Here is a 24,489-nt window from a genome sequence, read left to right as displayed (position 1 = left end):
CACGCCTCAAAGAATAAGGATTGCTTGAAGCAGTCAAACTTCTTTGGAAGCCCCCACTTCAAATTTTCGCTAGAAAATTAAGTGGGGGTAGTTCACGCCGGAATGGTGAGCGCAGCGCGCCTAGCTACAAGATGGTTGCCGCCCAAGACAAAGTATGATACATTCAAACTGTCAATAACCGAGCCAGGAAACGACCAAAAAGAAAGGAAGAAGAAATTTGAGACGTCCAGTATGGATGGCGGCATGTATGTTGTCGTTTAGCGTTCTTCTGTCAGGCTGCGCAGATGGCAACAGCCAAGAACAAAGCCATTCGCATATAACGAAAACAGCTACTGGCGATATTCGCGAAACAACAAAATCGATCGAGCATTTGCCAAGCTTTTTGAGCGCGTTTGAAGAAGAGATGGCGGTCTTGTACCAGCAGGCGGCCGAACACCGCGAGCTGCTTGAGAATATCCCTTGCTATTGCGGCTGCGGGCAATCAGCTGGCCATAAGAACAATTACGACTGCTTCGTCTATGAAAATAAACAAGACGGCTCGGTCGTCTGGGATGATCATGCGACCAAATGCGGCGTCTGCTTGGAGATCGCCGCCGAATCGATCGCCGCTTACGATCAAGGGAAATCGATCAAAGACATTCGGCATATGATCGATCAAAAATATAAAGAAGGCTACGCCGAACCGACGCCGACCAAACCGCTCTAATACCAGCAAAAAAAGCGCCAAACTTGGCGCTTTTTTTCGTTCAGCCGATGCCCTAGGCCAAAACGACATTGATCCTGTAAAATCAACTCTTTGTTCACGGCGAACTCGATCGCTTGGCGAACAATGACCATTCTCCACCAACCTTCCAGCCCTCTGCCCTGCCTAGGAGCGTCAGTGGCGGCTGAGCGCCGCGTACAAATCGTGCAACGTATCGATGCCGCGCCCGTGAAGCTCCTTAAGCAAAATCGCCCATAGCTTCGTCATCGCTTCGACATCGCCGTCGGCCGTATGGCGGCGCGGGCAACGGATGCCGTAACAAGCTAACGCATCGTCAAACGTCGGGCACGAATGGCCGATCAGCGTCATCATCGGCTGCAAGTCAAGAAATCGTCCGCTCCATTTTTGCCGATAATGGCGCCAAAGGGCATGGCGCAAAAACGCCAAATCATGGCCGATATGATAGCCGACTAAAACGCCTGTGGCAATAAACGGCACAAACGTGCGCAGCGCCTCGGCAAGCGGCGGAGCGAACACCACATCCTTCGCCTCAATGCCGGTCAAGGCGGAGATGTGTTGCGGGATCGGCTTTTCCGGCTTGACGAGCGTCATGTACATATCGGTCACGGCTCCTCCGACCGTTTTCGCTGCCGCCATGGCCAAAATTTCATCGCCTTGCTCCGGGGAAAAGCCGGTCGTTTCCATATCGATGATGACAAACGGGATGTCAGTCAAACGGTCATGCCAATTGATGATGTGCTGTTTTTCCTTTTGCAGCGAGCGCAGCCACATTTCCTGCTGCAGCGAATGATCGTTGCCGAATAGGGCGGACGATGCTTCACGAGGGATGCCAAGCGACAACAAGCGGAGCGCCCGCTGCCAAAAACGGTGCCGCTCATGCATGAATGCGAGCCACCTGCCGGGCGACAAAGCGCTGCAACCGTTTTGCGGTGCGCATCGCTTGCTTCAGCTGCTTTTGCTCTGTCCGCTCAAGCGTCCGCCATAACACATATTCACGACCATCCCTCGCCTCGGTGCTGTACTTGAGACGAATCGAATAGTAAACAGACAGCGCCTCGCCAACGGCGGTGGAAAGCGGTGCCGTCAATACGCCCGCCGCCTCAAGCGCCCGCCGCCGCTCTGCCGTGTCCGCCGCTGGGACTCGCGCAAAACAGGCTAACCATTTTAAGGCGTTGGCGAGTTGCACGTAGCCGCTTTGTTTCATATGAACGGCCCCACTGTGCGGCCCCCATCGCTCCGTTTGCACGTTGCCCAGCCAACCGAGCGGAACCGGAGGGAATTGAACGTGCTCCCCCATGCGCGCCAACAGCGGCGGCCGGTCAGCGATCTCGGCAAACAGCGTCCGCCTCCCCGCCTCGGCCAGTTCGGCGTCTCCATAAAGCGGCCGCATATCCATCGCGATGTACAAAAAGCGAAGATCGTTTGGCCATCCACCGTCTAAATAGGAAGAGAGCTGCCGCTCCCAGTCGCTTGTCGATTGCGCCCAACGCCGGTTTGTTGCCATCACATAGCCGGAGCAATACGGATAGCCGACCTCATGCAGCATCTTCGTCCCGATGGCCGCCGCATGGCGAATAAACTCGTAACAGGCCGGCTCCTCTTCGCGAGCACAAGTAAATAAAATGCCATGATCTTGATCCGTCCAGATCGTCGGCTCACGCCGGCCGATGCTTCCCATCACATACCAGCACCACGCCGGGGGACGAATGCCGACCGACTGTTTCATCGTCTCCCGCTCCGCAAGGAAAAACGCGCGGCGAAGGATGGCTTCATGCACACAAACGATGTCGCTTGCAAGCTGCTCCATTTGTTCAAGCGTCAAACAGCGCCGCAGTTCACGCGCCAGTTCATCATGACAAAAACGAAGTTCGGCGGCCGACTCGGCTGCACTTAGCCGTTCGGCCACCTTTTCCGCCAACGATTCCACCTCCTTTTCCCCCTTGGCTATTGCTGGGCAGCTGTCTTCGGCTGATACGCGGGATCGAGCTGTTCCGGATAGCCATAAGAGCCGTGCTCGCTAATATCAAGACCTGAAATTTCTTGTTCCGCCGTCACACGCAGTCCGATCGTTTTCTTCATGGCATATAAGATGATAAACGAAACGGCAGCGACATACACCGCAGCGCCGAGCACCCCGACCGTTTGCACAATCAGCTGATCAAATCCGCCGCCGTAAAACAGTCCGGCCTTCCCGATGCCCGTGATCTCGACTAAACGCGGCGAAGCGAAAAACCCAGTTGAAATCGTGCCGATGATGCCGGCAATCCCATGGACGGAAAAGGCGTAAATTGGATCATCAATCCCTTTGCGTTCGAAGTAGATGGACGTCCAGAACGTGAACGATCCCGCCACTGCCCCGATGATGACCGCCGCCCACGGTTCAACGAACGCGCACGCCGCTGTAATGGCAACCAATGCCGCCAACACACCGTTGACCATCGCCGGAATGTCCGCTTTGCCGACCAAAATTTTCGCCGTCAAGATCGCAGCAACCGCCCCCGCCGCAGCAGCCAAGTTCGTCGTCAGCGCAACATAGCCGAAAAATCCGTCGCCAACCGCCATCGTGCTGCCCGCGTTAAATCCAAACCAGCCGATCCATAAAATCAATCCGCCAATGACTGTATACACTTGGTTATGCCCCGGAATGACGTTTGGCGTCTTGTCTTTATTGAACTTGCCGATGCGCGGGCCAAGCAAGACCGTGGCGATGAGCGCCGCAATCGCGCCTTGCAAGTGGACAACGGTTGAACCAGCGAAATCTTGCATCCCGAGTTGCCCGAGCCAGCCGCCGCCCCACACCCAATGGCCGATCACCGGGTAAATGGCGATCGTAAAAATCGTGCCAAAAAGAAAATAAACAGACAACTTCGCCCGCTCAGCGAAGCCGCCCCAAGCGATGGCCAGCGACACGCCGGCAAAGCCAAGCTGGAACAAAAATTTCAGCTCGAGCGGCACATTCGCCCATGCCAGCGAATCAAACGTCCCTTCTCCAGCCTTTAAAAACCAGCCTTCCGTCCCGATCAACCCGTTTCCGGCGCCAAACGTAATGGCGAAACCGAACGCCCAAAACGCCAACGAAGCGATGGCAAAACTCAATATTTGTTTGCCGGCCACATGCCCGGAGTTTTTCATGCGCGTCGACCCCGCCTCAAGCAAGGCAAATCCGGCCTGCATGCCGATGACGAGCACCGCCGAAAGCATGACCCAGAGGGCATCCAGCCCAAGCATCACTGTTTTCTCATCCATTTGCATCTCCCCCTACTTGTCATTTGTTTTTCCTTGTATATGTCATAATATATAACATTAACAAACCGAAAGCAATACTTATTTTTTGTTGAAACCGATTTCAATCACAAAAATTTGTTATATTTCCTAACAAAAAAAGAAATGCCCCTCATCACGAAGGGCATTCCTACATTGTTACGCAACGCGAATCGGTTTGCCAAACGGCACGCGCGGCATGTAATCGTCCGGCACGAGCCAAAACACTTCATAGTCGACTTGCAGTTCTTCGTAAAAGTAGCCCGTCACATCGGTGATGTAAAACAACGTATCGATTTTTTGCGCAGCGGCCCATTCCAGCACTTCGGTGTACGACGATTTCCCGTGCTTGAAATATTGAATCGTCGCCACGCCAACCGGAGAGACATCGCGAATTTTAAAATCCGCTTGGACGAGCAGCGTGTCTGGGCGCAGTTTCTCAAACAGCTTGACAATGTTTTGAATAAGCACAGGCCGCGCCGGGCGGTTCGACGTGTCAATCGCCAGCGCGATGGAATGGTCTTTCCGCTCTTTGAGCAACGCCAATAAAGCCCGCTGCCATCTCACGATGATCATCCCCCTTGTGTAAATCGCCGTGCGCATTACTAGTATAGACAGCGAAATCAGAAAGTACGAACTGTTTTTCTTTCCTTTTGCCCTTTCATTTCTCACCGATGGACAGCCTTAGCCATCAGCGGAAACGCCAAGGAGCGAATCCTTGGCGTTTCGGCTTTTACTCCGGCGGGGACAGGGAAATGTCTGGCGCGTTTTCTTGCTCGACCGCCGCCTCGATCGTCCCTTCCGCGTAGACGTCGCTTACTTGTTCATGCGTCTCGGCCAACCCGGCGCCGAGAGCCGCGGCTGACTTGTAATCAGACGGATCATACTGGCGCCCGGCCACCTCAAGCGATTGTTTGTTCTCTGCCATTCGCTTTCCTCCCTGTTCACATCGTTCATTATATTAATGTGATCACCAAAAGATGTACTTGACTTTTAAAGACAAACATGATAGCAATGTTGCTCAAAGAGACGTGTGGTATAAAAAGGAAAAATGCTGTTTTGATTTTCTCTATCATAATCGTCTTTCTTTGTCAAGTACACTTTGTGGTGAAGAGCCATGAAAAATAAAAAGAGGAAGTTTATGGATAATACATGTATACATCAAGACAAATGCGGCAAACTAACGGTAAACAACCAAAAGAGAGGATGATGGCCAATGAGACAGCCACAACAAAACGACAGCTTGGAGCAGCAACGAAAAAAACAACAGCCGGCAAAAAATATGGAAAAGCAACCGGGGTACGGAGATAAAAAATTAGAGGGCCCGAACTCCCCTGCAGAGTGAGGACGGGGGCGCAAAGATGAGACATTTGCTCGCATTGGCGCTGAAGTATTTGCTGACGGCTACCGTGATGTTCGCCATTTTGCCGTTGTTTTTGCGCATATCGTCCGCGGAACTATTATGGTTCAGCCTTTGGCTGACGCTAGTCGCCTACGCGCTCGGCGATTTGTATGTCTTGCCGCGCCTCGGCAACGTCTCGGCGACGATCGCCGATTTCGGCCTAGTGTTTGTCGCTACTTGGATCGGCGTTGGCGCGTTTTATGACGGTGCAGGGGGCGCTATGATCAATGCGGCCTTTTTCTCGGCCTTGCTTGCCGCATTAGGGGAGCTGTTGTTCCATGGCTATGTGTTGCGTTTTGTCATCGGCCAACATGGCGAGGAAGGGGTGCCGCTGATCGGCCGCCAGTGGCAGACGGAAGCGGCGGAAGAGTTTGACATCCGCACCGCCCGCCCCGATGGCCGCGAAGACGAACGGGTGGACGACGAAGACCGGCCGAAGCAAGAACCGCCCACCCCCCCGATTTTGTAGGCGAGGAGGCCGCCTAGCGCAAAACGCCATCGAACGGCGGCTCTTGGCTGCACAACCGCCTGCGGCCGAAACAAGACGGCCGCGCAAAACGACGAAAAGGGTGCCCATTTCGTGGCAGGCACCCTTTTCTATGCGCCGAGCCGCGGGCAAGCGATCCCCTAACGCTCCGGCCGCTTCAAAGACAGAAGCGTCTGTTTCAGTTCCGCTTCCATGGCCGCCAGTTCGCGTTCGGCCTGCTGCCGTTTCAAACGTCCTTCCGCTTGAATTTTCAACGTCTCCTCAAGCGTGGCGATCAAGTTTTCTTGCGTCCGCTTCAGCGTTTCGATGTCGACCAAGCCGCGCTCATTTTCCTTGGCGATTGCGATGCTGTTCGTTTTTAACAGCTCGGAGTTGCGCAACAGCAGCTCATTCGTCGTTTCAGCAACTTGTTTTTGCGCCTCCGCCGCTTTTTGTTGTCGAAACAGCGTCAACGCGATGACGACTTGGTTTTTCCAAAGCGGAATCGCGTTTAAAATCGATGACTGGATGCGCTCGACGAGCGTCTCGTTCATATGCTGAATCATGCGGATTTGCGGCGCGGTCTGGATCGTCACTTGCCGGCTGAGCTTTAAGTCGTGCACCCGCTTTTCCAGCCGGTCGGCAAACTGGCGCAAATCTTGCACCTCTTGCCAAGCCATTTGGTCGCCGGAGCGCTCGGCGGCCGCTTGCTTTTCCGGGATCGTTTTCGTCCGCAGCTCCTCCAGCTTGTATTCCGCGGCCGCAATATAAATATTGAGCGCCTCAAAATACTCTTTATTTTTCTCGTAAAGCGTCTCGAGCATCATGATGTCGCGAAACAACAAATGCCGGTGTTTTTCCAGCTGGTCGGCGATTTTGTCGATTTCAACGCCGATTTTTTGATATTTCGCCACCATCCCTTGCAGCGGCTTGGCCACTGTGCCAAACAAGCGGGACAAAAACCCTTTTTTCGCCGGCATTAAATCATCGGGATTGACTTCCTTAATTTTCGCCATCAGCTCGCTGATCACTTCACCGACCGGACCGGCGTCTTTCGTCTGCACATGATGCAAAATCGTATGGGAAAACTTGGACAGCTCAGCTTGCGCCGCCACCCCGTATTGCAAAATGGCCTGGTGGTTGGCCGGATCGATTTGTCGGGCCAGCGCCAATGCTTTTTCCCGATGCTCCGGTTTGAGCGCATCGAGCGCGTTAGCCGTCGTTTCCCCTTCTTCAAGCTGGGGGGCGGCCAGCGGGGAAAACGGCTGGGCCAGCAGATCGTCAAGCATGCTTGTCCGTTTCCGTTCATGAAGCTGTTCGAGTGACTCCATCTCATGATTCCGTTCGTCCACCGTCATTCTCCTTTCTTTGACAACGGCAAATGAAGCCGGGCCGATGATTGATGCAACGACTGCTCAAGCATTTTTGCTTCGGTTTGCAGCGACCAAACGTCGTTTGATAACACTTCGAGCAGCTGCCGCTCCGCCGCTTCGGTCAGCTCGCCAAGCAACCGCTCCGTTTGTTGCAGCGCCGCGGCCATTTCCGCATTTTGCACCGGCTGCTGCGACAAGTATACGTATTTTTCCACCATTTCCACCGCCGTCGGCCACTCATTTAAGAAAAACGGCTGGGCGAGGCGAAGCTGGTGCGGCTGCTGCTCGACCGCGCGAATGATCCGATCGACGATGGCACTCAATCGGGAAACGGTTTGCCACATCGCCACCGAACGAAGCCGATAGCGGGCCCGGCGCAGCCGCTTCCATAACGCGCGCGCCTCGCCAAGCTGGCTGCGAACGTATGCCTGCTCCTCGGTCGGTACGTCAGCTGCCAAACGGCGATGCCGCCTTTTCATCACAGCGGACACCCCCCACATCGCTCCCATTCCTGATAAAAGCGAGGGCAAGACGTGAAAATCGGCGGCAATAAATACCGTAACTGCAACGATGATCCCAACGTTCCATGAAACGAACCAGCGCCATATCGTGCGAAGCAGTTGCTTCATTGTCCATCCCTTTCTTCATCTTTTCTTCCATTATAACATGTCCACGCCATGATACGTACAAGCGCCCAAAGAAGTTTCATCACCAACTGGACGGCGCGCATAGGACAATGGCCGCTTCGAATAAGCTATAGTGAAACCATCGAAAGGAGAAATGGGGATGAATTCGATCGACTGGCAATTTGCCTCCTTTGTCGTGATCTCGCTGTTGAAGGAATATTGGTGCTATGTCGGCCTGCCGCGCGTCTACTATTGGCAAGCGGCGGACGAGGATCAAAAAGCTGCCTAATGGTGGAAGGAGGGAATGAAATGCAGTCATGGCATCGTCCCGCTCCCCCTGCCGCTTCTCGCCCCACACTGACCATCACTGGCCAAGGAACCGTCATCGCCAAACCGGATACCGTCCTCATCGCAATCGGCGTTCATACAGAACATCACAACATCCAAGAAGCCCTGACTGACAATGCCAAACGCACCAATGCCGTCATCGAAGCATTAAAGGCGCTTGACATTCCAATAGAAGACATTGAAACGACATCGTTTTCCATCCGGCCAACATACGAACATCATAACGGAACAACCGCTTTATCTGGCTATGAAGTCGAACATTGGCTGGAAATCACCGTCCGCGATCCTAAAAAAGCCGGCGCCATTTACGAGGCGGCCGTTGCCCGTGGAGCAAACCTCGCCCGCGGCTTGGAATTCCGTCTAGCAAACGAACAAGCCTATTACCAGCAAGCGTTGGCATTGGCCGTGAAACACGCCAAAGAAAAAGCGCTGGCCATCGCCCGCGCTCTCAGCTTGCCTCTTTATGACACGCCGATTGAACTGAAAGAACAGTCATCGCCTCGGCCGGCGCCATACAATCCGGCTGTTCTCAGCATTTCCTCATCAGCGCCGCCTGTACAGACGCAAGATGTTGTCATTACCGCCGTCGTGGAAGCGGTATTTGCTTATTCGTTCATTTCGTGATATCGACCTCATGGACGCGGGCGCCGCCAAACAGCTCAACGCGGATGGTTTTCTTTTTCCCATTCGAATGGACAATGGTTACAGTGTACGCGCCCGGCAAATACGGGCCGATTTTTTTGACAAATGGGTCTTTCGTCGCCTCCTCTTCCGCTTTCACCCCATTGACGACAAGCGACGCCTCCGGATCATCGACGCGGACATGGAGAAAATAGAGGGCTGGCTCAAACACATACCGATCCTCAAACACATGAATCGTAAACACCGGCGGGCGGGACGTCAATCCTTTAATATACACGTGCCCCCCCTCACGCTGGCGGTCGAACTCCTGATCGAGCGCTTCGTACGCCTCAGGATGCCGTTCAAAATAGGCGAATAACGGCGCGAGCGTTTTCTCATTAATGGGCACCGTTTCATCGGTCGTTCTCAGCATCGTTTGCAAGGCAGCCGCATCGCGGTCTTCGATCGCTTCTTTCAACCGCGTGATGGCCAACTCTCGGCTCGCTGCCGTCTTTAATGTTCCGTACCCGCTCCAAACGAGCGTGCCCGCCCCCCATGCGACAGCGACCGCCAAAAGAAGCCAGCCGATGAAACGGTATTGTTTTTTTCTCTTTTCCCAGGACAATAGGCGCTTTTGCTGCCGTTTCTCATAACGCGCCAACGCCGCCGCGCCGTCTTGTCCGCCGCGGCTGTCCGCTTCCCCCCCGTTTATGTTCGTTTCCCACCGTTGCAGTTTCATGATGGCTTCCCCTCTCCTTCTCTCTGTCTAGTTCCACTTTATGTCAGAGACAGGGAATATATGTTACACGAACAACGACACGCTTTTTATTATACTGGGGAACACAAAAAAACGGGTAGCCATTTGCATAGCCCCCGTCATTGGGAAAGGGAAATGTCCGGCCGCTCTGTTTGCTGCCTGGCCTGGTGAAACATCCATGCATAGAGCGCCGCGCTGGCGAGCGCCAGCATTCCAAGGCCAACAAACGTCCATGTATAGCCGACCCACGTCGCGGCTGCAAGCGACATCGGCGCCACCATCCGCCCGATCGTAAAGCGGAGGCTAGCGGCGGCAAAATATTGGCCGCGCATGTCTTCAGGTGCCAGCCTGGATACAAATGACTGCTGCAGACCGGCCGTCATCAGCTCGGCCAAGGTGAACAGCACCATGACCGCCGCAAATCCGAAAAACGACGATGTTTGGCTAAACAGCCACATTGTGATGCCATATAAAACAGCCGAGCCGATAAACGCCCACCGCTCCGAAAAACGCGCCATCTGCCGCGTCACCATGACCGTGCACAGCGCCACAAGCAGCCCGTTTTCTGCAATGAGCAGGCCAAAAGCATTGGCGCCGTCCACCGTCCAGCCAGCCCATAACGTTTCTTTATGAAGCGTCTCTTTCATATAGACCGGAAGCAACAAATCAAGCTGCATAAACGTCTGTGCGACAAGCACCCCGGCTATAATAAACAAGAAAAAGGTGCGGTCGCGGACAATGACGGCATACTGCCCTATTTGTTCCCGCCAAAACCGCAGCCACGGCACGGTTCGCCGCCCTCCCGCCGAATGCGGGGCTGTTTCGCGCAGCCGTCTGGCCAACACAGCCGCCATCGTTAAACAGGAGCACGCCGCCAAAAGCAGCAGCCAAAACAGGTGATCAGCATAAAACAGCCCGCCGACCGTCGGGCCAATCACGACCGAAATATTCACCGACGTATAAAACACCGCGAACACGTAGCTCCGGTCTTTTTCTGGCACGATGTCAGCAACCATCGCCTGGCTCGCCGGCCAATAAAAGGCGACGCAAATGCCGGCAAACGTAAAACAAAGAAAACCGACAAGCGGCGACGACCACCATGGGGAACTGGCCAAGGCAAAGACGAAAAACGCCGCCCCTGCCCGTAAGCGGATAACACCATCATTCGCTTGCGCCCGAACACATCGGCGCAATAGCCACCCATCAAATTGGCGACCACGGAAAACAATTGCGACACAATCAATAACATACTGGCTGTTTCTTTGCCAAACGAGTCTGCAAAATAGATGGCCATAAACGGAAAAAACATCCAAAAAGTCGTATTCATCAGCGCCTCGCCATACAGGCGGGCTTTTAAGTTGTGATCCCAATCGCGTATTCGCATTGGTGTCTCCCCCGCGATCTTCTCATTTTTTACAGCCTGTTGACCATTATAGCATAGTTTCCCAAGTTGTTAGCGAAATATTTTTGTACAAAAAAACCCTGCCCATCTGCATGATGGGCAGGATCACCGTCAACCATCCGCCTTACTTGCGGATAAATTGTTGCGTCCAAATATAGCCGTTTTCTTCAAAACCAACGCCGATATGCGTAAAGTTTTTGTTCAAAATGTTCGCCCGGTGGCCTTCACTGTTCATCCACGCATTGACGACTTCTTGCGGGGTGCGTTGGCCTTTGGCGATGTTTTCCCCGGCGGCTGTGTACGAAATGCCGAATTTTTTCATCATCTCAAACGGGGAGCCGTACGTCGGGCTGTTGTGCGAGAAGTAGTTGTGGACCGCCATATCGCGCGATTTTTCGCGGGCGACTTTGCTGAGAGCTAAGTCGACTTGAAGCGGCGGCAAACCGTATTTTGCCCGTTCTTTGTTCGTCAGTTCTACGACTTGTTGCTCATAAGCGTTCAAGCCGGTTGTTTTTTGTGTCGTTGTTGTTGGCGCTGTTGCCGGTTTTTTCGCTGGCGCTTGCGTATTGGCTGCCGGTTTTGCAGCCGCCGGCTGTTTGACCGCTGCCGGAGCTTGCGGTTTCGCTGCGGCCGGCTGTTTCACTGCCGGTTGCTGCACGGCCGGTTTCGCCGGTTGGAACGACACAAACGGGAAGTATTGTTTCAACCATTTCTCGAAATCTTGAATGTTAGTGCTTGTATATTTTACTTGATACACGTTCGCTGTCGGGCACGTCACCCCTGCCGCTTCCGTTTTCGTCGTTGCCGCAAACGAAGCGCCGACAAGTGCGACCGAAGCGGCGATCGTGGCTAACATTTTTTTCTTCATCGGAATTCCTCCTTCTTAACGTTTCTATTTTCAAAGTTTCAAAGACTTTCTCTATTCATCGTCACGCCATCCACTTAAGTTCTGTTTAGGAACAGTTCCAGCTGTTCTCTTGCCTGCGCCCCCATTATAACACAGGTTTTTTGTAATATTTTTGGTTTAAATTTGGGAAAAAGGACTGTTGGAAAAAATGAGCAAAAAACAGGCTTGTTTTCATTGCCAAATAAACGCCTAAGCCGCCGGCTGCAACGGCTGGCGATGTCATCCTTTCACACACTTCCCTTCCTTTTTTTCTTCTATCAGCCGATCATTCTATATTTTTCTTGCAAAAAGGGAGTTGACAACCCCTCGAACACGCTGTTTCATTTAACAATTGTTACAGTATTGTTACAAAACAGACGGACAGCTTGTCCTATTGTTGCAAACAGAAAAGCCGGGGCGGCAAGCCCCAGCTTTGATGACCATCTTATTGTTTATCAACGACAAGCACGGTTTGCACTTCGTTCGGCTTCACCTCGACCGCAAACGTTCCGCATTCATCCGCCACGAGCGAGTCAAGCAGCTCCTCATTGAGATTCGTGCGAAAGACGCCCAAGAGCGGCTTGTTCCATTGAAATACCGCCGTCGTCGCCTTTGGCGCCGGATTTTGACACTCCACACGGCTAAAGCCATGGGATTCTTGGGTCGTTGGCGTCCTCATCCATTTCTGGTTCGAACAACGCCCAAGTTCGGGGCTGTGTCATCAGCCCATCCCATCAGGTTAGCGTGTATCCCAATGGGCGGCGCACCTGTGACCAGTGCGCTAGGTGCTCAAACCCGAAATCGCTTTGGCGATGTTGATGGCACCATTCAAGTCAGCGTGGAGGGTGTATCCGCATTTTTGGCATCGGAAGCGGATGCCGTTTCGGTTCGCTTTCTCTCGATGACCACACTTGCACGTTTGGCTTGTATAGGTCGGATTCACCCACTCGACCCGAATGCCTGCCTTTTCGGCTTTATAGGCAATCATCGTTTGCAGTTGATGGAACGCCCACGAATGAAGATTTCGTCCTGCTTCTTTTGCCGAAGCGGCTCGTTTCCGAATCCCTGTCAACTCTTCCATCCGAATCACGCCAACACCGTTGGCGAGGGCAAAGTTGACGATTTGACGGCTGATTTTATGGTTCATATCTTTCATCCAACGAGATTCTTTATCACCGATTTTGCGAATCATATGGAGCTTTTTGGCTTTGCCCAACGTTCGCCGCAAAGCCGCGTATCGTCGGCGAATGAAAGCGCATTGGTTCCCTTTGAAAAACAACGATTTCGTTCCTACGCTGGCAACGGCGATATAGCGAAGCCCCAAGTCAACGCCCATCACCTTTGTTTCGTGCCGCGGCTCCACTTCAAAGGTGATGGCAATCGCCAAGTACCATTTCTTTCTCTTTTTGTAGAGCTTGGCTGCCCCTTGTTTGGCGGTTCCATCGAGCAGCCGATTCAGCCACGTTTCTTGATAGGAACGCACGACGACCGGCACGCCAATTCGTTTCTCCAGTGTGGGGAATGAAACCGTGTAGAACTCTCCTTTCTTTTCCACCTTTACGTTTTGGTTGTTAAAGCAACACCAGAATGTTCGGAACTTCTTTGTTTTCTGGTTTTTCTTTTGAGACTTCACTTCCCGAATCGTCTGATTGACGACGGCGGAAGGAAACCGCTGCGACGAAAAGTCTTTAAAAATTTTGCTCGTCGCTTGATTCAGCTCGGGATGATTCAACAGCCAATTGGCAAACGCGGTATTCACTTCTGTCATCCGTTCATACATGTCTTGTTTGACTTTCGTTGGGTTGTGCAGCTCCAGCCTGAGTGTGATCGTGGGCATGGCTTCACCCCCTTTTCTTTTGAGATTCCACACCTAAAGAGAAACATGGTGGCTCGAAGCCATCCTCTTAAGGGATTGCCGAGCAACGTCGCCTTTCATCCTACAATTAAAACCGTGGGCCTTCAGACGGCTTTTTCTGTAATTACGCACTTATTCTATTTTTGCTCCCCTGTATATCCACCTAAAGGAATATGATCCTTCCGCGCCACCCCAGTGCGGTAAGCCGCTTCGACGACCGCTTGTCTGACGCGTTCGACGACTTTGCTGTTGAAGACGCTCGGGATGATGTATGTTTCGTTCAATTCATCCTCCGTCACGACAGAGGCAATCGCCTTCGCGGCAGCGAGCTTCATTTCCTCGTTGATTTCTCTCGCCCGGCAGTCAAGCGCCCCGCGGAAAATGCCCGGGAAGCAAAGGACGTTGTTGATTTGGTTCGGATAGTCGGAACGCCCGGTCGCCATGACGCGCACGTACGGTTCGGCCAGCTCCGGATCAATTTCCGGAATCGGGTTGGCCATCGCAAACACGATCGGATCGCGCGCCATTTTTTTCACATCTTCCACTTTTAAAATGCCGGGAGCTGAGACGCCAATAAACACATCTGCGCCGGCGATGACATCGGACAAGCTTCCTTTCAGATTATCCGGGTTCGTGAGTTGCGCATATTCTTGCCAATACGGATTTTCATACGTTTCATCGCGATGGATGGCGCCATGGCGGTCGACCCCGATAATGTTGCGCACGCCGGCCGCAAGCAAAATTTTCGTGCAGGCGATGCCGGCGGCGCCGATGCCGGTGAGAACCACTTTAATATCCTCGAGCTTTTTGTCGACGATTTTCAGCGCGTTGAGCAGCCCGGCCAAGAGCACGACCGCCGTGCCGTGTTGGTCGTCATGGAACACCGGAATGTCGAGCTCTTCTTTCAAACGCGCTTCAATTTCAAAACAGCGCGGCGCCGAAATGTCTTCCAAGTTGATGCCGCCAAACGCCGGGGCGATCGCTTTCACAATTTGAATGATTTCTTCCGTGTCTTTCGTATCCAAACAAATCGGGAACGCGTCCACTCCGGCAAATTCCTTAAACAGCATCGCTTTCCCTTCCATGACCGGCATCGCCGCATACGGGCCGATGTCGCCAAGCCCGAGCACCGCCGTGCCATCCGAGACAACGGCGACCGTATTCCGTTTAATCGTCAGCGAATACGCCTTGCGCGGATCCTCAGCGATGGCCGTGCAGACGCGCGCCACGCCCGGCGTGTACACCCGCGACAAGTCGTCGCGCGTTTTCACTGGGATTTTTGAATTTGTTTCAATTTTCCCCCCGATGTGCATCAAAAACGTGCGGTCGGAAACGTTGATGATTTTAACGCCGCGAATTTTTTTCAGCGCCTCAATGATCAAATCGCACTGCTTCGTGTCGAGGGCGCTGACGGTGATGTCGCGCACCGTGTGAACTTTGCTTGATGAAATGACGTCAATTCCGACAATGTCCCCGCCCGTTTTGCCGATTGCGGCGGCGATATCGCTGAACGAGACGATATCTTTTTCGAACTGGAGACGAATCGTAATGTTCATCGCTGCCCCGCCTGGTAATGCCATAACAATCGTCCTTCCTTTTCTCTATTTTTGTTTAAATCAGTAAATCATCTTACGGTACAAATGTTATCCTATGAACCGGAAAAAGACAATCCTTATTGTACACCCCTTTCGGCAAACACATGCATCTTTCCGCCGAACGTGAAACAGCATGCGTCCTGAGCCAGCGCAGCCTTCTTCCCACCGTTCATGTTCGGCTGTTGGCAAAACAGCAACAGGGGTGGCTGACGGCAGAAAAACAACATGCAAGAAGGAAATCAGAGCAGCAATGAAGTAAACGTAAAAGAAAAGGAAAAACTAGACAGGAGCGAAAAAGAATGAGAGAAAAGCTGTTTCTCGTGCTGGCCAACTTGTTTTGGGCCGGCAATTACGTCATCGGGAAGTCCATCATTGCGGAAACGGGCCCATTTTGGCTGACGTTGATCCGTTGGTGCGCCGCTTTTATCGTGTTGGCGCCCGTATCGTACTGGCTTGAGCGGCCGCGCTACCAGGACATCATCAAACAATATTGGCTGCCGCTCGCTGCAGCCGGAATTCTTGGCGTCATCGGCTATAATTTGCTTTTATACGGCGCGCTCGCCTATACATCGCCGATGAACGCAGCGATCGTCAATTCGCTCAATCCGGCGATCATCGTCGTGTTGTCGTATGCGCTGCTGCGGGAGCGGCTGTCAAAAACCAATATTGCCGGCTTTTTGTTGTCGCTGGCCGGTGTATTGTTTATTTTAACGGATGGGCATATAGCACACGTCTTCCAAATGAACTACAACCGCGGTGATTTGATGATGCTCGCCGCCGGTGTCGTCTGGGCGCTTTATTCGATCATCGGCAAAAAACTACCCGTCCCACCGATTACAGCGACAACGTGCTCCGTTTTTTTTAGCTTGCTGCTGCTGTGGCCGTTCGCATTCTTTTATCCGTTTCCAGCTGATCACATAAGTGCAGCTGGGCTCGCCGGATTGGTCTATATTTGCTTGTTTCCGTCCATTCTTTCCTTCTTATTTTGGAACATCTCAGTGCAAAAAGTCGGTCCGAGCCATGCCGGTGTATATTTAAACTTAATTGCCGTATTTACCGCTGTGATCACGTTTTTGCTTGGCGGTGCTCTATCCGTCCTGCAGCTGGCCGGCGGCGCAATCGTCTTGTTCGGCGTCTATTTGGCGACAAAAGCGCCGAAAGTGAAGACGGAACAAGTGGATATCGCAGGATGACGGCCGGGCCGTTTGGCGGACAGCATCATCAAAAATAAAACCCGCCATCACAAGCGGGAACCTTTAGCCATGAAAAACAGCGCCGCCCGCCGCACCCAAAACCCTGTTGCATGCACAAGCGGTCTCCCCTCACCCAAAGGGAGACCGCTTTTTGGCTATTGGAGCAATCGAAGGAACTCACGCATAAACACCGGCAAATCCGGCCACGCATGGGCGGAGACGAGGTTGCCGTCAACGTGGACTGTATGGTCAGACACATACGTCGCTCCTAGCGCCTCAACCCCCGGCTTGCAGGCAATATACGCTGTCAAACTCCGTCCTTTCAGCAAATCCGGCATTGTTTCAAAAATGAGCGAGGCGTGGCAAATGGCGGCAATCGGCTTATTCGCCTCAAAGAAATGGCGAACGATGCGCTGCACGTTTTCATCAAGGCGAATGTATTCCGGCGCCCGCCCGCCTGGAATGACCAATCCGTCGTATTGCGCCGGATCGACTTCGGCGAACGACGCATGGGCGTCGATCAAATAGCCTTGTTTTTCCACATACGTATCCCAGTCGGCAAAATCATGGACAACGGTGTGCAGTTTCTTTTTCTTCGGCGCGGCAATCGTCGCTTCATAACCTTCTTCAAGCAAGCGGTAATACGGATAGTATACTTCAAGCGCCTCAACAGCATCACCCGTGATGATCAGCACTTTTTTGCTCATGGATTTCCGCCTCCTTGTCCATTTTTTCTTTCATTTCTATCATACTGGAAACGAGTGAAAAGGAAAAGTAAAATGATTGGTGGAAAGAGATGAAGCATCAGAAATGAGAGTCGCTATGGTTGCGACAGTAAGGAGGGAAACGGAATGACCATCACCTCATGGCTGGCCGCCTCGCGCCGAACCGTCGTGCTGACCGGCGCCGGCATGTCAACGGAAAGCGGGCTGCCCGATTTCCGTTCGCCGCGCACCGGGCTGTGGGCGCGTTTCAATCCGAGCGAACTCGCGACCATCGATGCATTGCATCATCGCCGTGAATCGTTCGTCGAGTTTTACCAATATCGCATTCGCACATTGCAACAGTGCCAACCGCATGACGGACACCGCTTGTTGGCCGATTGGGAGCGGCGCGGGATCGTGCAGACGATTGTGACGCAAAATGTCGATGGCTTTCACCAAGAAGCGGGAAGCCGACGCGTCATCGAACTTCACGGCTCGCTCCGCACCGTCCATTGTCAGCGGTGCGGGCAAACAAAGCCAAGCTTTGTCTATTTGCACGGTGTGTTGACGTGCGAATGCGGCGGAGTTTTGCGCCCGTCGGTCGTGTTGTTTGGCGAGCCGCTGCCGGAGAAAGCCATCACGGAAGCATGGGAGGCTGCCCAACAGGCTGATCTATTCCTCGTGCTTGGCTCCTCCCTGCAAGTGTCGCCGGCCAATCAACTGCCGCTTTTCGCCAAACGAAACGGTGCGAAGCTTGTCATCATCAATTGGGAGCCGACTGACTTGGACGATCTCGCCGACGCTGTCATTCACGGCCGGAAAATCGGTGAGGTGCTGAACGAGCTGGAGCGGCAGTTGACGGAGGCGGCGGAATGAACAAAGAAACGATGTTGCAAATGGCGCTCGAATCGATCGGCGATCACTCCCGCATCCGCCATTGGCGCCGCGTCTCAGGCGGGGACATCAATGACGCCTATCGCGTCCAAAGCGGCAAGCAAACGTACTTTATCAAAATGCAACGTTTCCCGCCGAGTGGATTTTTCGCTGCCGAACAGATGGGCCTCGAGCTGATCAGGCAAGCACGCGCCATCAACGTTCCGCATACCTTCGGCTTCGGGGAAGCGAACGGCTGGGGCTGGCTCGTCTTGGAATGGGTCGAAGGAGCAGAAACGGAACGGACGGCCGAACAGCTCGGACACGGCCTTGCCCGCCTCCATCAATGCCGCGGCCCGGCGTTTGGCCTTGACCGCGATACGTACATCGGGACGCTGCCGCAGCGCAACGGCTGGTACGGCCGCTGGCCCGACTATTACCGCGCCGCCCGCCTTAGACCACAAATGACGCGGGCGGCGGAGAGAGGCCTCCTGCCCGCCAAGCGGCACAAACGTCTCGAATGGCTGCTCGAGCGGCTTGACCAATGGCTTCCGGATGACTGTTTCCCGTCGCTGTTGCACGGCGATTTATGGAGCGGCAACTGGATTCCGGGGCCAGACGGAGTGCCGTATTTGATCGATCCGTCTGTTTTATATGGCCATCATGAGTTTGAGATCGCGTTTACCGAGCTGTTTGGCGGCTTTCCGATCCGGTTTTATGAAAGCTATCGCGAGCTTATGCCGCTCTCGGCTGATTATCATGACCGAAAACCACTCTACCAGCTGTTTTACTTGCTCGTTCATCTCCATTTATTCGGCGAAACATACGGCAACGCGGTCGACCGCGTGTTAGAACGGTATGCGGGGGAGTAGTTTCTCCTGCTTTCCCCGCACCATCTTTATTCAGCACGGATCGCTTCGAGCAGCGCATCCCCGCTTTCGCTCACGCGCACATAGGCAAACCGAACATTCTCTTGCCGTGTCATCCCCGTTTTTTCCGGAATGAAATACGATTCAATGCCATACACGACTTGCGGGCCGTGGAACGTGCCGGTGATGATCACATCCCCAGGCTGCGGCGTGTATCCCGGCCTTTTGTTTCCATTCACCATATATACGCCAGCCAAACGATGCACCCCATCCGCTCCTTTTCGCAGCCCAACTTGCACCCGTCCGCTTCCATCAAGCGACGGAATGGTGGAAATATCGTACCGAAGCTGAATATAATCCCCTTGCAGCATGGAACGCGGATCCACCGGCTCAAGCTCCAGCTTTACGACATCACCATATCGCAGCAATCGCTCTTTTTGCCACACGGTATAACCTAAAAATGAAAATTGAGCGATCACGACTATGAGCGTCCACAATGAAACGCGCCGCCCCCAGCGCACTCCCTTGGCCCATGTGAAGCCATTCCGTTTCTCGAGCCACAATGTCCATGCAAGCAACGCCACGCCTGCCGCCAGCAAGCTGATCGATTTATGAAGCAAATTCCAGGCGAACTCGTAATATTTCAGCACGAGATAAAGCGCCGTGTACACCCAAGCGGTCTTCCGCTCCAGTTGCCGACCGCGGAAAAGAAAGAAGGCAAGCGCCAAGACCATGACGATATTCAACGCCACGTACAGTCCATCAGCCGCAAATACATCGGCGCTCGTCGCGATCCCAAGCGCTCCGAACGCCAAGACAAGCGGAGTGAGAAACGGCGTTCCGCGAAAGCGGCCATACGCATACAACCCGCCGTTGACCAAAGCCAAGGTGAGCAACACCGTCCGGCCGTCATCCATCGCCGAACTTAAGGCGATCCCGAAATAGACCGTCAGCGCCGCCGTCGTCAACCGGCGCACTCCGCTGTCTGATGACCGGATGATGCCAATCGCAAGCCCAATGGCATAGAGGAACAGAGCCAGCCGCGAGACCTCCCCCGCCATCGCCACCCCGAGCCCATAACCAACAGCCAGCAGAGTATAACGAACGACCGCATTCCAATGCCGGCCCAATGAGGCGGGAACGACAAATCCAAAGATGGAAATGAAAAAGAGCACATAAGGCGACCATGACTCTGTCCAAAGAAAATACAAGCCAAGCAGGCTTTGGATGGCCAACGCGGAAGCCGCAAGTGTGACAATCGCCTGAAACGCCGCCAAAAACCATTTCCCGGCTTTCGTCTTTGCTGAAAACAGCCCCGTGCGCCGCAATAGCACAACGCCCCCGTACAACACGGCAGCAGCCGCCACGAGCCCAATGAGAAGCAACCATGTTCCATAATGATCAGCGAGCAAGCGAATGTATTGAATGAACAAAAACAGTCCAGCAAACAAACTCGTCAACAACACATACAACCGCTGCTTGGCGATGACAAGAAAATAATAAAGCAACACAGCGAGCAACACGGCATACACGTATGGCCACCATGCGTCGCGCCCATAGGAAAACCCGGTTATGTCCATCACAAGCAGCCAACCTTGCATGGCTAGGTAAGCGAAACAACGGATGAGCGGTGTCCGAGCAAACACAACGAGCGCACCGTTTACGATCACAAATAACGACAGCACGCCAAACGAAGACCATTCCGTCCACTCAATCCGATAAGCGGACGGAAAATAATAAAACCAGCACGCAAGCTGCAACAACACAAGCGCGATCACCGACAGAGCCCGTTCTTTTGTCAGCAGCGCCAACAAAGCGGTTGGCGCAAGCCAGACAAGAAACAGCCAATAACTGTCCGCATGCGAGTTGTACATTTGACCGACCAACGCCAACGCAATGCCAAATGACAACACTCCGCTGATCAACATCCAACGCCCTAAGAAACGACGGCGGCCCCAAAGCGCCGCGCTTGCGATGTAAAACACCGCCATCATGCCGATGCTGATCCCGACTTTCACCTCTCGCCCCATCTCCGGCCAATTGGCGGCAAAAAAATACACCATCCCGGCAATCATGCACAAAAACGCCAACGCATACCCCGTTTTCACGACGCGGGCCGCCATATCGCTTCCTCCCTTGTGACTCGGATCTTTCTCTCTATAAAATATGCTGAAAAAGCTGTCTAGAAGACCAGTGAAAACACGCCTTATTCCATCGTATTTTCCTAGTTGCCGCTCACCCTTTAGACTGTTTTCTTTATTGCAGTACAGGACACTATGGTTGGAGATCATTTTTTAAGTGGAAAATGTCCATATCATGCTCTGCCACTTTTTTGATCAAATAGTTGATCGATGACTGTTGCGAAGAGAACTGCCGCGAAGCCATGTCAAGAGCGGCCTGATGCTTATGGAGCATGTTCTCGATATAGCGAAAGTGGCTCCGCATTTCTAGTGTGAGGTTGTCAACTTTTTCTTCGACCCGTTCAACTTTCCCTTCAAGCCGTTGCTGTCCTTCTTTCAATGTTTGCACATCGCCTTTGACCGCATCCATGTCGGCTTTCAGGGTTTGCACATCGCCTTTGACCGCGTTCATATCCACCTTTAATGTGCGCACATCCTCCTCAACCCGGTGAAGCCGTTGGTCCAAGCGGGCTTGTCCCTCCTGTAACAACTGCACTTCATCTACCAAACGCGCCTGGCCTTCCTTGAGCACTTGCACTTCGCCTTCGAGGCGCGCTTGCCCTTCCTTGAGCACTTGCACCTCGCCTTCGAGGCGCGCTTGCCCTTCCTTGAGCGCTTGCACCTCGCCTTCGAGGCGCGCTTGCCCTTCCTTGAGTGCTTGCACTTCGCCTTCGAGGCGCGCTTGCCCTTCCTTGAGCGCTTGCACCTCGCCTTCGAGGCGCGCTTGCCCTTCCTTGAGCACTTGCACCTCGCCTTCGAGGCGCGCTTGCCCTTCCTTGAGTGCTTGCACCTCGCCTTCGAGGCGCGCTTGCCCTTCTTGAAGCGCTCGGACATTTCCTTCGATCCGATCGAGCCGCACGTGGATGGGATTGAGCTTTTGGTCAAGCAGTTCGGCCATCATTTGCACGAGTTCGGCTTGCCCCATCGTTTCACCTCCTTTTCCCCATTGTATCATTGTCTCGGTCAACGCGATAGTATAGAAAAAGAGATTTTCTCCCTAATTTCGACAACGGCAAAGCTCAACACAAAGCCGCAAAATTTGCTTTTCACCGCGCGAAATCAAAACAAAAATCGTTTTTTGTCCATGTTCTAAAATCCGCTTCAGCGAGTGAACCTACGGTAAAGAGCCAGGCAGGCTGATACATAGGCAACCCCGAGCAAAAACCCACCAAGCACATCAGATGGATAATGCACTTGCAGACTTAACCTGCTTAAGCCAGTCAACAGGGCAAGCGCTCCAAAAACGCCGTAAATCGCGGCCCGCTCGCCTCGCTTCGTGCGCGTTTGCGCCAAAAAGTACGCCAAAATCAACAAGTAAATCGTCCCGATCATCGCGTGGCCGCTTGGAAAACTAAATCCACCGATTTCAGCATGAGGAGGTCGAGGCCGTCCAATGATATGTTTTAGCCACTCATTGATGCCATATCCCCCGCCAACAGCGGCCACAACCAACACCATTCCGTAGACGTCGCGGCGAAAAAACCATAAACCAATGACAAGCATAATGCTGATGATGCCAATCGTCTTTCCATCGCCAAGAAACGTAAACGGATCAAGCCAATTCCAATAATCAAACAGACGCAGCCCCTCTTCATCCATTCTCTCTGTCCATCCAGCGGCCACGCCTGTCCAAACAAGCAAAAAAAGGCCCAGACTCATAGCCGCGGTGATCCATAATCGTCGATTCATGTTGAGCATCACTCTCCTTCCATCTCTTTCTTTTCCCTCCAAACGAAAAAAATCCTCCTTAAAAAGCGATGCTTTTTAAGGAGGAGGGGATCACCACGGCAACTTCGTCTCTCCCATCAGGAACCGATCGACTTCACGAGCCGCCCCGCGGCCTTCGTGGATGGCCCAGACAATTAAACTTTGGCCGCGGCGGGCGTCGCCGGCGGCAAACACGCCCTCGATGTTTGTTGTATATTTGCCGTATGGGGCTTTCACTTTGTTGTTGGCCGTTTCAACGCCAAACTGCTTCAACAACGGCTGCTCCGGCCCTTCAAACCCGATGGCGATAAACACCAAATCGCACGGCCATACTTGTTCCGTCCCCGGAATTTCTTTAAAGATCGCTTTGCCGTTTTCATCGATGATTTTTTCCATTTGAATCGTATGCAGCTCTTTCACGCGGCCGTGCTCGTCTCCAACGATTTTCTTTGTTTGAATGCAATATTGACGCGGGTCGGCGCCGAATTTCGCTTTTGCTTCTTCATACGCGTAGTCGAGCGTAAAGACGAGCGGGTATTGCGGCCACGGGTTGTGGTCCGGGCGCTTGTTTGGCAGCGCTGGGTGTTTGCCGAACTGGACGACGCTTTTGCAGCCTTGGCGCAGCGCGGTCGCCACGCAGTCGGCGCCCGTATCGCCGCCGCCGATCACAATGACATGTTTGTCTTTGGCATCAATAAACTGGCCATCGGCAAAGTTGGAATCCAATAAACTTTTCGTCACGCCGGTCAAATAATCCATCGCAAAATGGACGCCCTCCAGCTCCCGGCCTTCAATGGCCAAATCGCGCTGCTTTTGCGCACCGATGCACAAGACGACGGCGTCGTACTGAGCACGCAGTTCGTCAGCCGTAATATCTTTGCCGACTTCGGTGTTCGTAATAAACGTGATGCCTTCCTCTTCGAGCAGACGCACCCGCCGCTCGACCACTTCTTTTTCCAACTTCATATTCGGAATGCCGTACATCAATAAGCCGCCGATGCGGTCAGCCCGCTCATACACCGTCACCGAATGGCCGGCTTGGTTGAGTTGGTCAGCGCAGGCGAGCCCAGCCGGGCCAGAGCCGACGATGGCCACCTTTTTCCCCGTGCGCGTCTTCGGAATGCGCGGTTTCACCCATCCCTCGGCAAACCCTTTATCAATAATAGCCCGTTCAATCCCTTTAATGGCAACCGCTGGGTCGGAAATCGCCACCGTGCATGACCCCTCGCACGGCGCCGGGCAGACGCGGCCGGTGAATTCCGGGAAGTTGTTCGTTTTCAACAAACGATCAAGCGCTTCTTTCCAACGGCCTCGGTACACCAAATCGTTCCATTCCGGGATCAAGTTGTGCACCGGACACCCCGAAGTCAGGCCGTTTAGCTCCAATCCCATATGACAAAACGGCGTGCCACAGTCCATACAGCGGGCACCTTGGCGGGCCAGCACGTCTTCGGAAAACGGCTGCGTGTATTCTTTCCAATCATCAAGACGGGAAAGCGGATCGCGCTTTTTCTCTTCCTCGCGTGCATATTCCATAAATCCTGTTGCTTTTCCCACGATGGTTCCCCTCCTTCTTTCCGTACGTATCCTCTCTTCTCTCATGCGGCCTTCCCGCCTGTTGGCCGATCAAAAAGCGGGCCCCGCGAA

The 24,489-nt window shown here is 53.4% G+C and carries 24 protein-coding genes and 1 pseudogene; 7 read left to right on the top strand and 18 right to left on the bottom strand.

Annotated features, from left to right (window positions below):
- The first annotated feature begins 235 nt into the window (after positions 1 to 235).
- Positions 236 to 706, top strand: coding sequence for a PCYCGC motif-containing (lipo)protein (locus CV944_RS07605; RefSeq protein ID WP_369806429.1), 471 nt, complete (start codon positions 236 to 238; stop codon positions 704 to 706).
- 171 nt (positions 707 to 877) lie between these two features.
- Here CV944_RS07605 and CV944_RS07600 read toward each other — a convergent pair whose 3' ends face one another.
- The 5 genes from CV944_RS07600 to CV944_RS07580 all read right to left on the bottom strand — a co-directional run bounded on the left by CV944_RS07600 (position 878) and on the right by CV944_RS07580 (position 4,913).
- Positions 878 to 1,606: a 3'-5' exonuclease gene (locus CV944_RS07600; RefSeq protein ID WP_050368609.1), complete on the bottom strand. Its 729-nt coding sequence runs from the start codon at positions 1,604 to 1,606 to the stop codon at positions 878 to 880.
- On the bottom strand, positions 1,599 to 2,651 hold the full coding sequence (locus tag CV944_RS07595) for a putative nucleotidyltransferase substrate binding domain-containing protein (protein WP_100664017.1): 1,053 nt from the start codon (positions 2,649 to 2,651) through the stop codon (positions 1,599 to 1,601). The genes CV944_RS07600 and CV944_RS07595 overlap by 8 nt, the downstream gene beginning before the upstream one ends.
- Before the next feature lie 17 nt (positions 2,652 to 2,668).
- Entirely contained in the window at positions 2,669 to 3,970 is a 1,302-nt protein-coding gene (locus tag CV944_RS07590) for an ammonium transporter (RefSeq protein WP_100664016.1), read from the bottom strand.
- A gap of 174 nt (positions 3,971 to 4,144) precedes the next feature.
- Positions 4,145 to 4,552, bottom strand: coding sequence for a VWA-like domain-containing protein (locus tag CV944_RS07585; protein WP_100664018.1), 408 nt, complete (start codon positions 4,550 to 4,552; stop codon positions 4,145 to 4,147).
- A gap of 166 nt (positions 4,553 to 4,718) precedes the next feature.
- Positions 4,719 to 4,913 (bottom strand): YozQ family protein, encoded by a 195-nt coding sequence (locus tag CV944_RS07580; RefSeq protein WP_100664015.1) that lies wholly within the window; start codon positions 4,911 to 4,913, stop codon positions 4,719 to 4,721.
- A 433-nt stretch (positions 4,914 to 5,346) separates the two neighbouring features.
- Between CV944_RS07580 and CV944_RS07575 the strand changes: the two genes are divergently transcribed.
- Positions 5,347 to 5,856, top strand: a complete 510-nt coding sequence (locus tag CV944_RS07575; RefSeq protein ID WP_063330804.1) for a YndM family protein — start codon at positions 5,347 to 5,349, stop codon at positions 5,854 to 5,856.
- 158 nt (positions 5,857 to 6,014) lie between these two features.
- Here CV944_RS07575 and CV944_RS07570 read toward each other — a convergent pair whose 3' ends face one another.
- Positions 6,015 to 7,211 carry a toxic anion resistance protein gene (locus CV944_RS07570; protein WP_050368607.1) on the bottom strand — a complete coding sequence of 399 codons (1,197 nt, stop codon included), beginning with the start codon at positions 7,209 to 7,211 and terminating at the stop codon, positions 6,015 to 6,017.
- Positions 7,208 to 7,855, bottom strand: coding sequence for a 5-bromo-4-chloroindolyl phosphate hydrolysis family protein (locus CV944_RS07565; RefSeq protein WP_100659499.1), 648 nt, complete (start codon positions 7,853 to 7,855; stop codon positions 7,208 to 7,210). The genes CV944_RS07570 and CV944_RS07565 overlap by 4 nt, the downstream gene beginning before the upstream one ends.
- A gap of 157 nt (positions 7,856 to 8,012) precedes the next feature.
- Here CV944_RS07565 and CV944_RS17845 point away from each other — a divergent pair, with 157 nt between their 5' ends.
- A complete protein-coding gene (locus CV944_RS17845; protein WP_255350121.1) occupies positions 8,013 to 8,141 on the top strand; it encodes a hypothetical protein in 129 nt (42 codons plus the stop codon).
- A gap of 20 nt (positions 8,142 to 8,161) precedes the next feature.
- Complete coding sequence (locus CV944_RS07560; protein ID WP_047818251.1) at positions 8,162 to 8,824, top strand: SIMPL domain-containing protein; 663 nt, start codon at positions 8,162 to 8,164, stop codon at positions 8,822 to 8,824.
- Here CV944_RS07560 and CV944_RS07555 read toward each other — a convergent pair.
- From CV944_RS07555 to CV944_RS07530, 6 genes and pseudogenes are all read right to left on the bottom strand, one after another.
- Positions 8,814 to 9,560, bottom strand: a complete 747-nt coding sequence (locus CV944_RS07555) for a TcaA second domain-containing protein (RefSeq protein WP_100664014.1) — start codon at positions 9,558 to 9,560, stop codon at positions 8,814 to 8,816. The two genes, CV944_RS07560 and CV944_RS07555, sit on opposite strands and share 11 nt — an antisense overlap.
- Before the next feature lie 137 nt (positions 9,561 to 9,697).
- Positions 9,698 to 10,962, bottom strand: a pseudogene (locus CV944_RS07550) (MDR family MFS transporter).
- Between the two features lie 142 nt (positions 10,963 to 11,104).
- Complete coding sequence (locus tag CV944_RS07545; protein WP_049625268.1) at positions 11,105 to 11,848, bottom strand: CAP domain-containing protein; 744 nt, start codon at positions 11,846 to 11,848, stop codon at positions 11,105 to 11,107.
- Between the two features lie 463 nt (positions 11,849 to 12,311).
- Positions 12,312 to 12,503 (bottom strand): hypothetical protein, encoded by a 192-nt coding sequence (locus CV944_RS07540; RefSeq protein ID WP_049625267.1) that lies wholly within the window; start codon positions 12,501 to 12,503, stop codon positions 12,312 to 12,314.
- A gap of 144 nt (positions 12,504 to 12,647) precedes the next feature.
- Complete coding sequence (locus CV944_RS07535) at positions 12,648 to 13,703, bottom strand: RNA-guided endonuclease TnpB family protein (protein ID WP_100664013.1); 1,056 nt, start codon at positions 13,701 to 13,703, stop codon at positions 12,648 to 12,650.
- A 155-nt stretch (positions 13,704 to 13,858) separates the two neighbouring features.
- Positions 13,859 to 15,301 carry an NAD-dependent malic enzyme gene (locus CV944_RS07530; protein WP_100664012.1) on the bottom strand — a complete coding sequence of 481 codons (1,443 nt, stop codon included), beginning with the start codon at positions 15,299 to 15,301 and terminating at the stop codon, positions 13,859 to 13,861.
- A 314-nt stretch (positions 15,302 to 15,615) separates the two neighbouring features.
- Between CV944_RS07530 and CV944_RS07525 the strand changes: the two genes are divergently transcribed.
- Complete coding sequence (locus CV944_RS07525; protein WP_033011114.1) at positions 15,616 to 16,509, top strand: DMT family transporter; 894 nt, start codon at positions 15,616 to 15,618, stop codon at positions 16,507 to 16,509.
- A 155-nt stretch (positions 16,510 to 16,664) separates the two neighbouring features.
- Here the strand turns inward: CV944_RS07525 and CV944_RS07520 are convergent, their stop codons facing one another.
- Positions 16,665 to 17,216: a DJ-1/PfpI family protein gene (locus tag CV944_RS07520; RefSeq protein WP_100664011.1), complete on the bottom strand. Its 552-nt coding sequence runs from the start codon at positions 17,214 to 17,216 to the stop codon at positions 16,665 to 16,667.
- 144 nt (positions 17,217 to 17,360) lie between these two features.
- Here CV944_RS07520 and CV944_RS07515 point away from each other — a divergent pair, with 144 nt between their 5' ends.
- A complete protein-coding gene (locus tag CV944_RS07515) occupies positions 17,361 to 18,089 on the top strand; it encodes an NAD-dependent deacylase (RefSeq protein WP_050368602.1) in 729 nt (242 codons plus the stop codon).
- Positions 18,086 to 18,958, top strand: a complete 873-nt coding sequence (locus CV944_RS07510; protein WP_100659495.1) for a fructosamine kinase family protein — start codon at positions 18,086 to 18,088, stop codon at positions 18,956 to 18,958. Before CV944_RS07515 ends, CV944_RS07510 begins: the two co-directional genes overlap by 4 nt.
- 26 nt (positions 18,959 to 18,984) lie before the next feature.
- On the opposite strand, the gene CV944_RS07505 is transcribed toward CV944_RS07510, so the two are convergent.
- The 4 genes from CV944_RS07505 to CV944_RS07490 all read right to left on the bottom strand — a co-directional run bounded on the left by CV944_RS07505 (position 18,985) and on the right by CV944_RS07490 (position 24,399).
- Positions 18,985 to 21,078 carry a GDYXXLXY domain-containing protein gene (locus CV944_RS07505; RefSeq protein WP_100664010.1) on the bottom strand — a complete coding sequence of 698 codons (2,094 nt, stop codon included), beginning with the start codon at positions 21,076 to 21,078 and terminating at the stop codon, positions 18,985 to 18,987.
- 151 nt (positions 21,079 to 21,229) lie between these two features.
- Positions 21,230 to 22,060: a coiled-coil domain-containing protein gene (locus CV944_RS07500; RefSeq protein WP_100664009.1), complete on the bottom strand. Its 831-nt coding sequence runs from the start codon at positions 22,058 to 22,060 to the stop codon at positions 21,230 to 21,232.
- 176 nt (positions 22,061 to 22,236) lie between these two features.
- Positions 22,237 to 22,833, bottom strand: a complete 597-nt coding sequence (locus tag CV944_RS07495; RefSeq protein ID WP_100659842.1) for a phosphatase PAP2 family protein — start codon at positions 22,831 to 22,833, stop codon at positions 22,237 to 22,239.
- Positions 22,834 to 22,914: 81 nt separating this feature from the next.
- Positions 22,915 to 24,399, bottom strand: coding sequence for a glutamate synthase subunit beta (locus tag CV944_RS07490; protein WP_100659841.1), 1,485 nt, complete (start codon positions 24,397 to 24,399; stop codon positions 22,915 to 22,917).
- Between the last annotated feature and the right edge of the window lie 90 nt (positions 24,400 to 24,489).

Source organism: Geobacillus sp. WSUCF-018B (genome assembly GCF_002809985.1).
In the GTDB taxonomy this organism is placed as follows: Bacteria; Bacillota; Bacilli; order Bacillales; family Anoxybacillaceae; genus Geobacillus; species Geobacillus thermophilus.
The sequence above is the reverse complement of the archived record's forward strand: the minus strand, read 5'-3'. Positions and strand labels throughout refer to the sequence as shown.

What these genes read in the sequence shown, in the direction of transcription:
- CV944_RS07605 (WP_369806429.1), top strand. Translation starts at nt 236, where the DNA reads ATGGCGGCATGTATGTTGTCGTTTAGCGTTCTTCTGTCAGGCTGCGCA.
- CV944_RS07600 (WP_050368609.1), bottom strand. Translation starts at nt 1,606, where the DNA reads ATGCATGAGCGGCACCGTTTTTGGCAGCGGGCGCTCCGCTTGTTGTCG.
- CV944_RS07590 (WP_100664016.1), bottom strand. Translation starts at nt 3,970, where the DNA reads ATGGATGAGAAAACAGTGATGCTTGGGCTGGATGCCCTCTGGGTCATG.
- CV944_RS07580 (WP_100664015.1), bottom strand. Translation starts at nt 4,913, where the DNA reads ATGGCAGAGAACAAACAATCGCTTGAGGTGGCCGGGCGCCAGTATGAT.
- CV944_RS07575 (WP_063330804.1), top strand. Translation starts at nt 5,347, where the DNA reads ATGAGACATTTGCTCGCATTGGCGCTGAAGTATTTGCTGACGGCTACC.
- CV944_RS07570 (WP_050368607.1), bottom strand. Translation starts at nt 7,211, where the DNA reads ATGACGGTGGACGAACGGAATCATGAGATGGAGTCACTCGAACAGCTT.
- CV944_RS07565 (WP_100659499.1), bottom strand. Translation starts at nt 7,855, where the DNA reads ATGAAGCAACTGCTTCGCACGATATGGCGCTGGTTCGTTTCATGGAAC.
- CV944_RS17845 (WP_255350121.1), top strand. Translation starts at nt 8,013, where the DNA reads ATGAATTCGATCGACTGGCAATTTGCCTCCTTTGTCGTGATCTCGCTG.
- CV944_RS07560 (WP_047818251.1), top strand. Translation starts at nt 8,162, where the DNA reads ATGCAGTCATGGCATCGTCCCGCTCCCCCTGCCGCTTCTCGCCCCACA.
- CV944_RS07555 (WP_100664014.1), bottom strand. Translation starts at nt 9,560, where the DNA reads ATGAAACTGCAACGGTGGGAAACGAACATAAACGGGGGGGAAGCGGAC.
- CV944_RS07545 (WP_049625268.1), bottom strand. Translation starts at nt 11,848, where the DNA reads ATGAAGAAAAAAATGTTAGCCACGATCGCCGCTTCGGTCGCACTTGTC.
- CV944_RS07535 (WP_100664013.1), bottom strand. Translation starts at nt 13,703, where the DNA reads ATGCCCACGATCACACTCAGGCTGGAGCTGCACAACCCAACGAAAGTC.
- CV944_RS07530 (WP_100664012.1), bottom strand. Translation starts at nt 15,301, where the DNA reads ATGGCATTACCAGGCGGGGCAGCGATGAACATTACGATTCGTCTCCAG.
- CV944_RS07525 (WP_033011114.1), top strand. Translation starts at nt 15,616, where the DNA reads ATGAGAGAAAAGCTGTTTCTCGTGCTGGCCAACTTGTTTTGGGCCGGC.
- CV944_RS07520 (WP_100664011.1), bottom strand. Translation starts at nt 17,216, where the DNA reads ATGAGCAAAAAAGTGCTGATCATCACGGGTGATGCTGTTGAGGCGCTT.
- CV944_RS07515 (WP_050368602.1), top strand. Translation starts at nt 17,361, where the DNA reads ATGACCATCACCTCATGGCTGGCCGCCTCGCGCCGAACCGTCGTGCTG.
- CV944_RS07510 (WP_100659495.1), top strand. Translation starts at nt 18,086, where the DNA reads ATGAACAAAGAAACGATGTTGCAAATGGCGCTCGAATCGATCGGCGAT.
- CV944_RS07505 (WP_100664010.1), bottom strand. Translation starts at nt 21,078, where the DNA reads ATGGCGGCCCGCGTCGTGAAAACGGGGTATGCGTTGGCGTTTTTGTGC.
- CV944_RS07500 (WP_100664009.1), bottom strand. Translation starts at nt 22,060, where the DNA reads ATGGGGCAAGCCGAACTCGTGCAAATGATGGCCGAACTGCTTGACCAA.
- CV944_RS07495 (WP_100659842.1), bottom strand. Translation starts at nt 22,833, where the DNA reads ATGCTCAACATGAATCGACGATTATGGATCACCGCGGCTATGAGTCTG.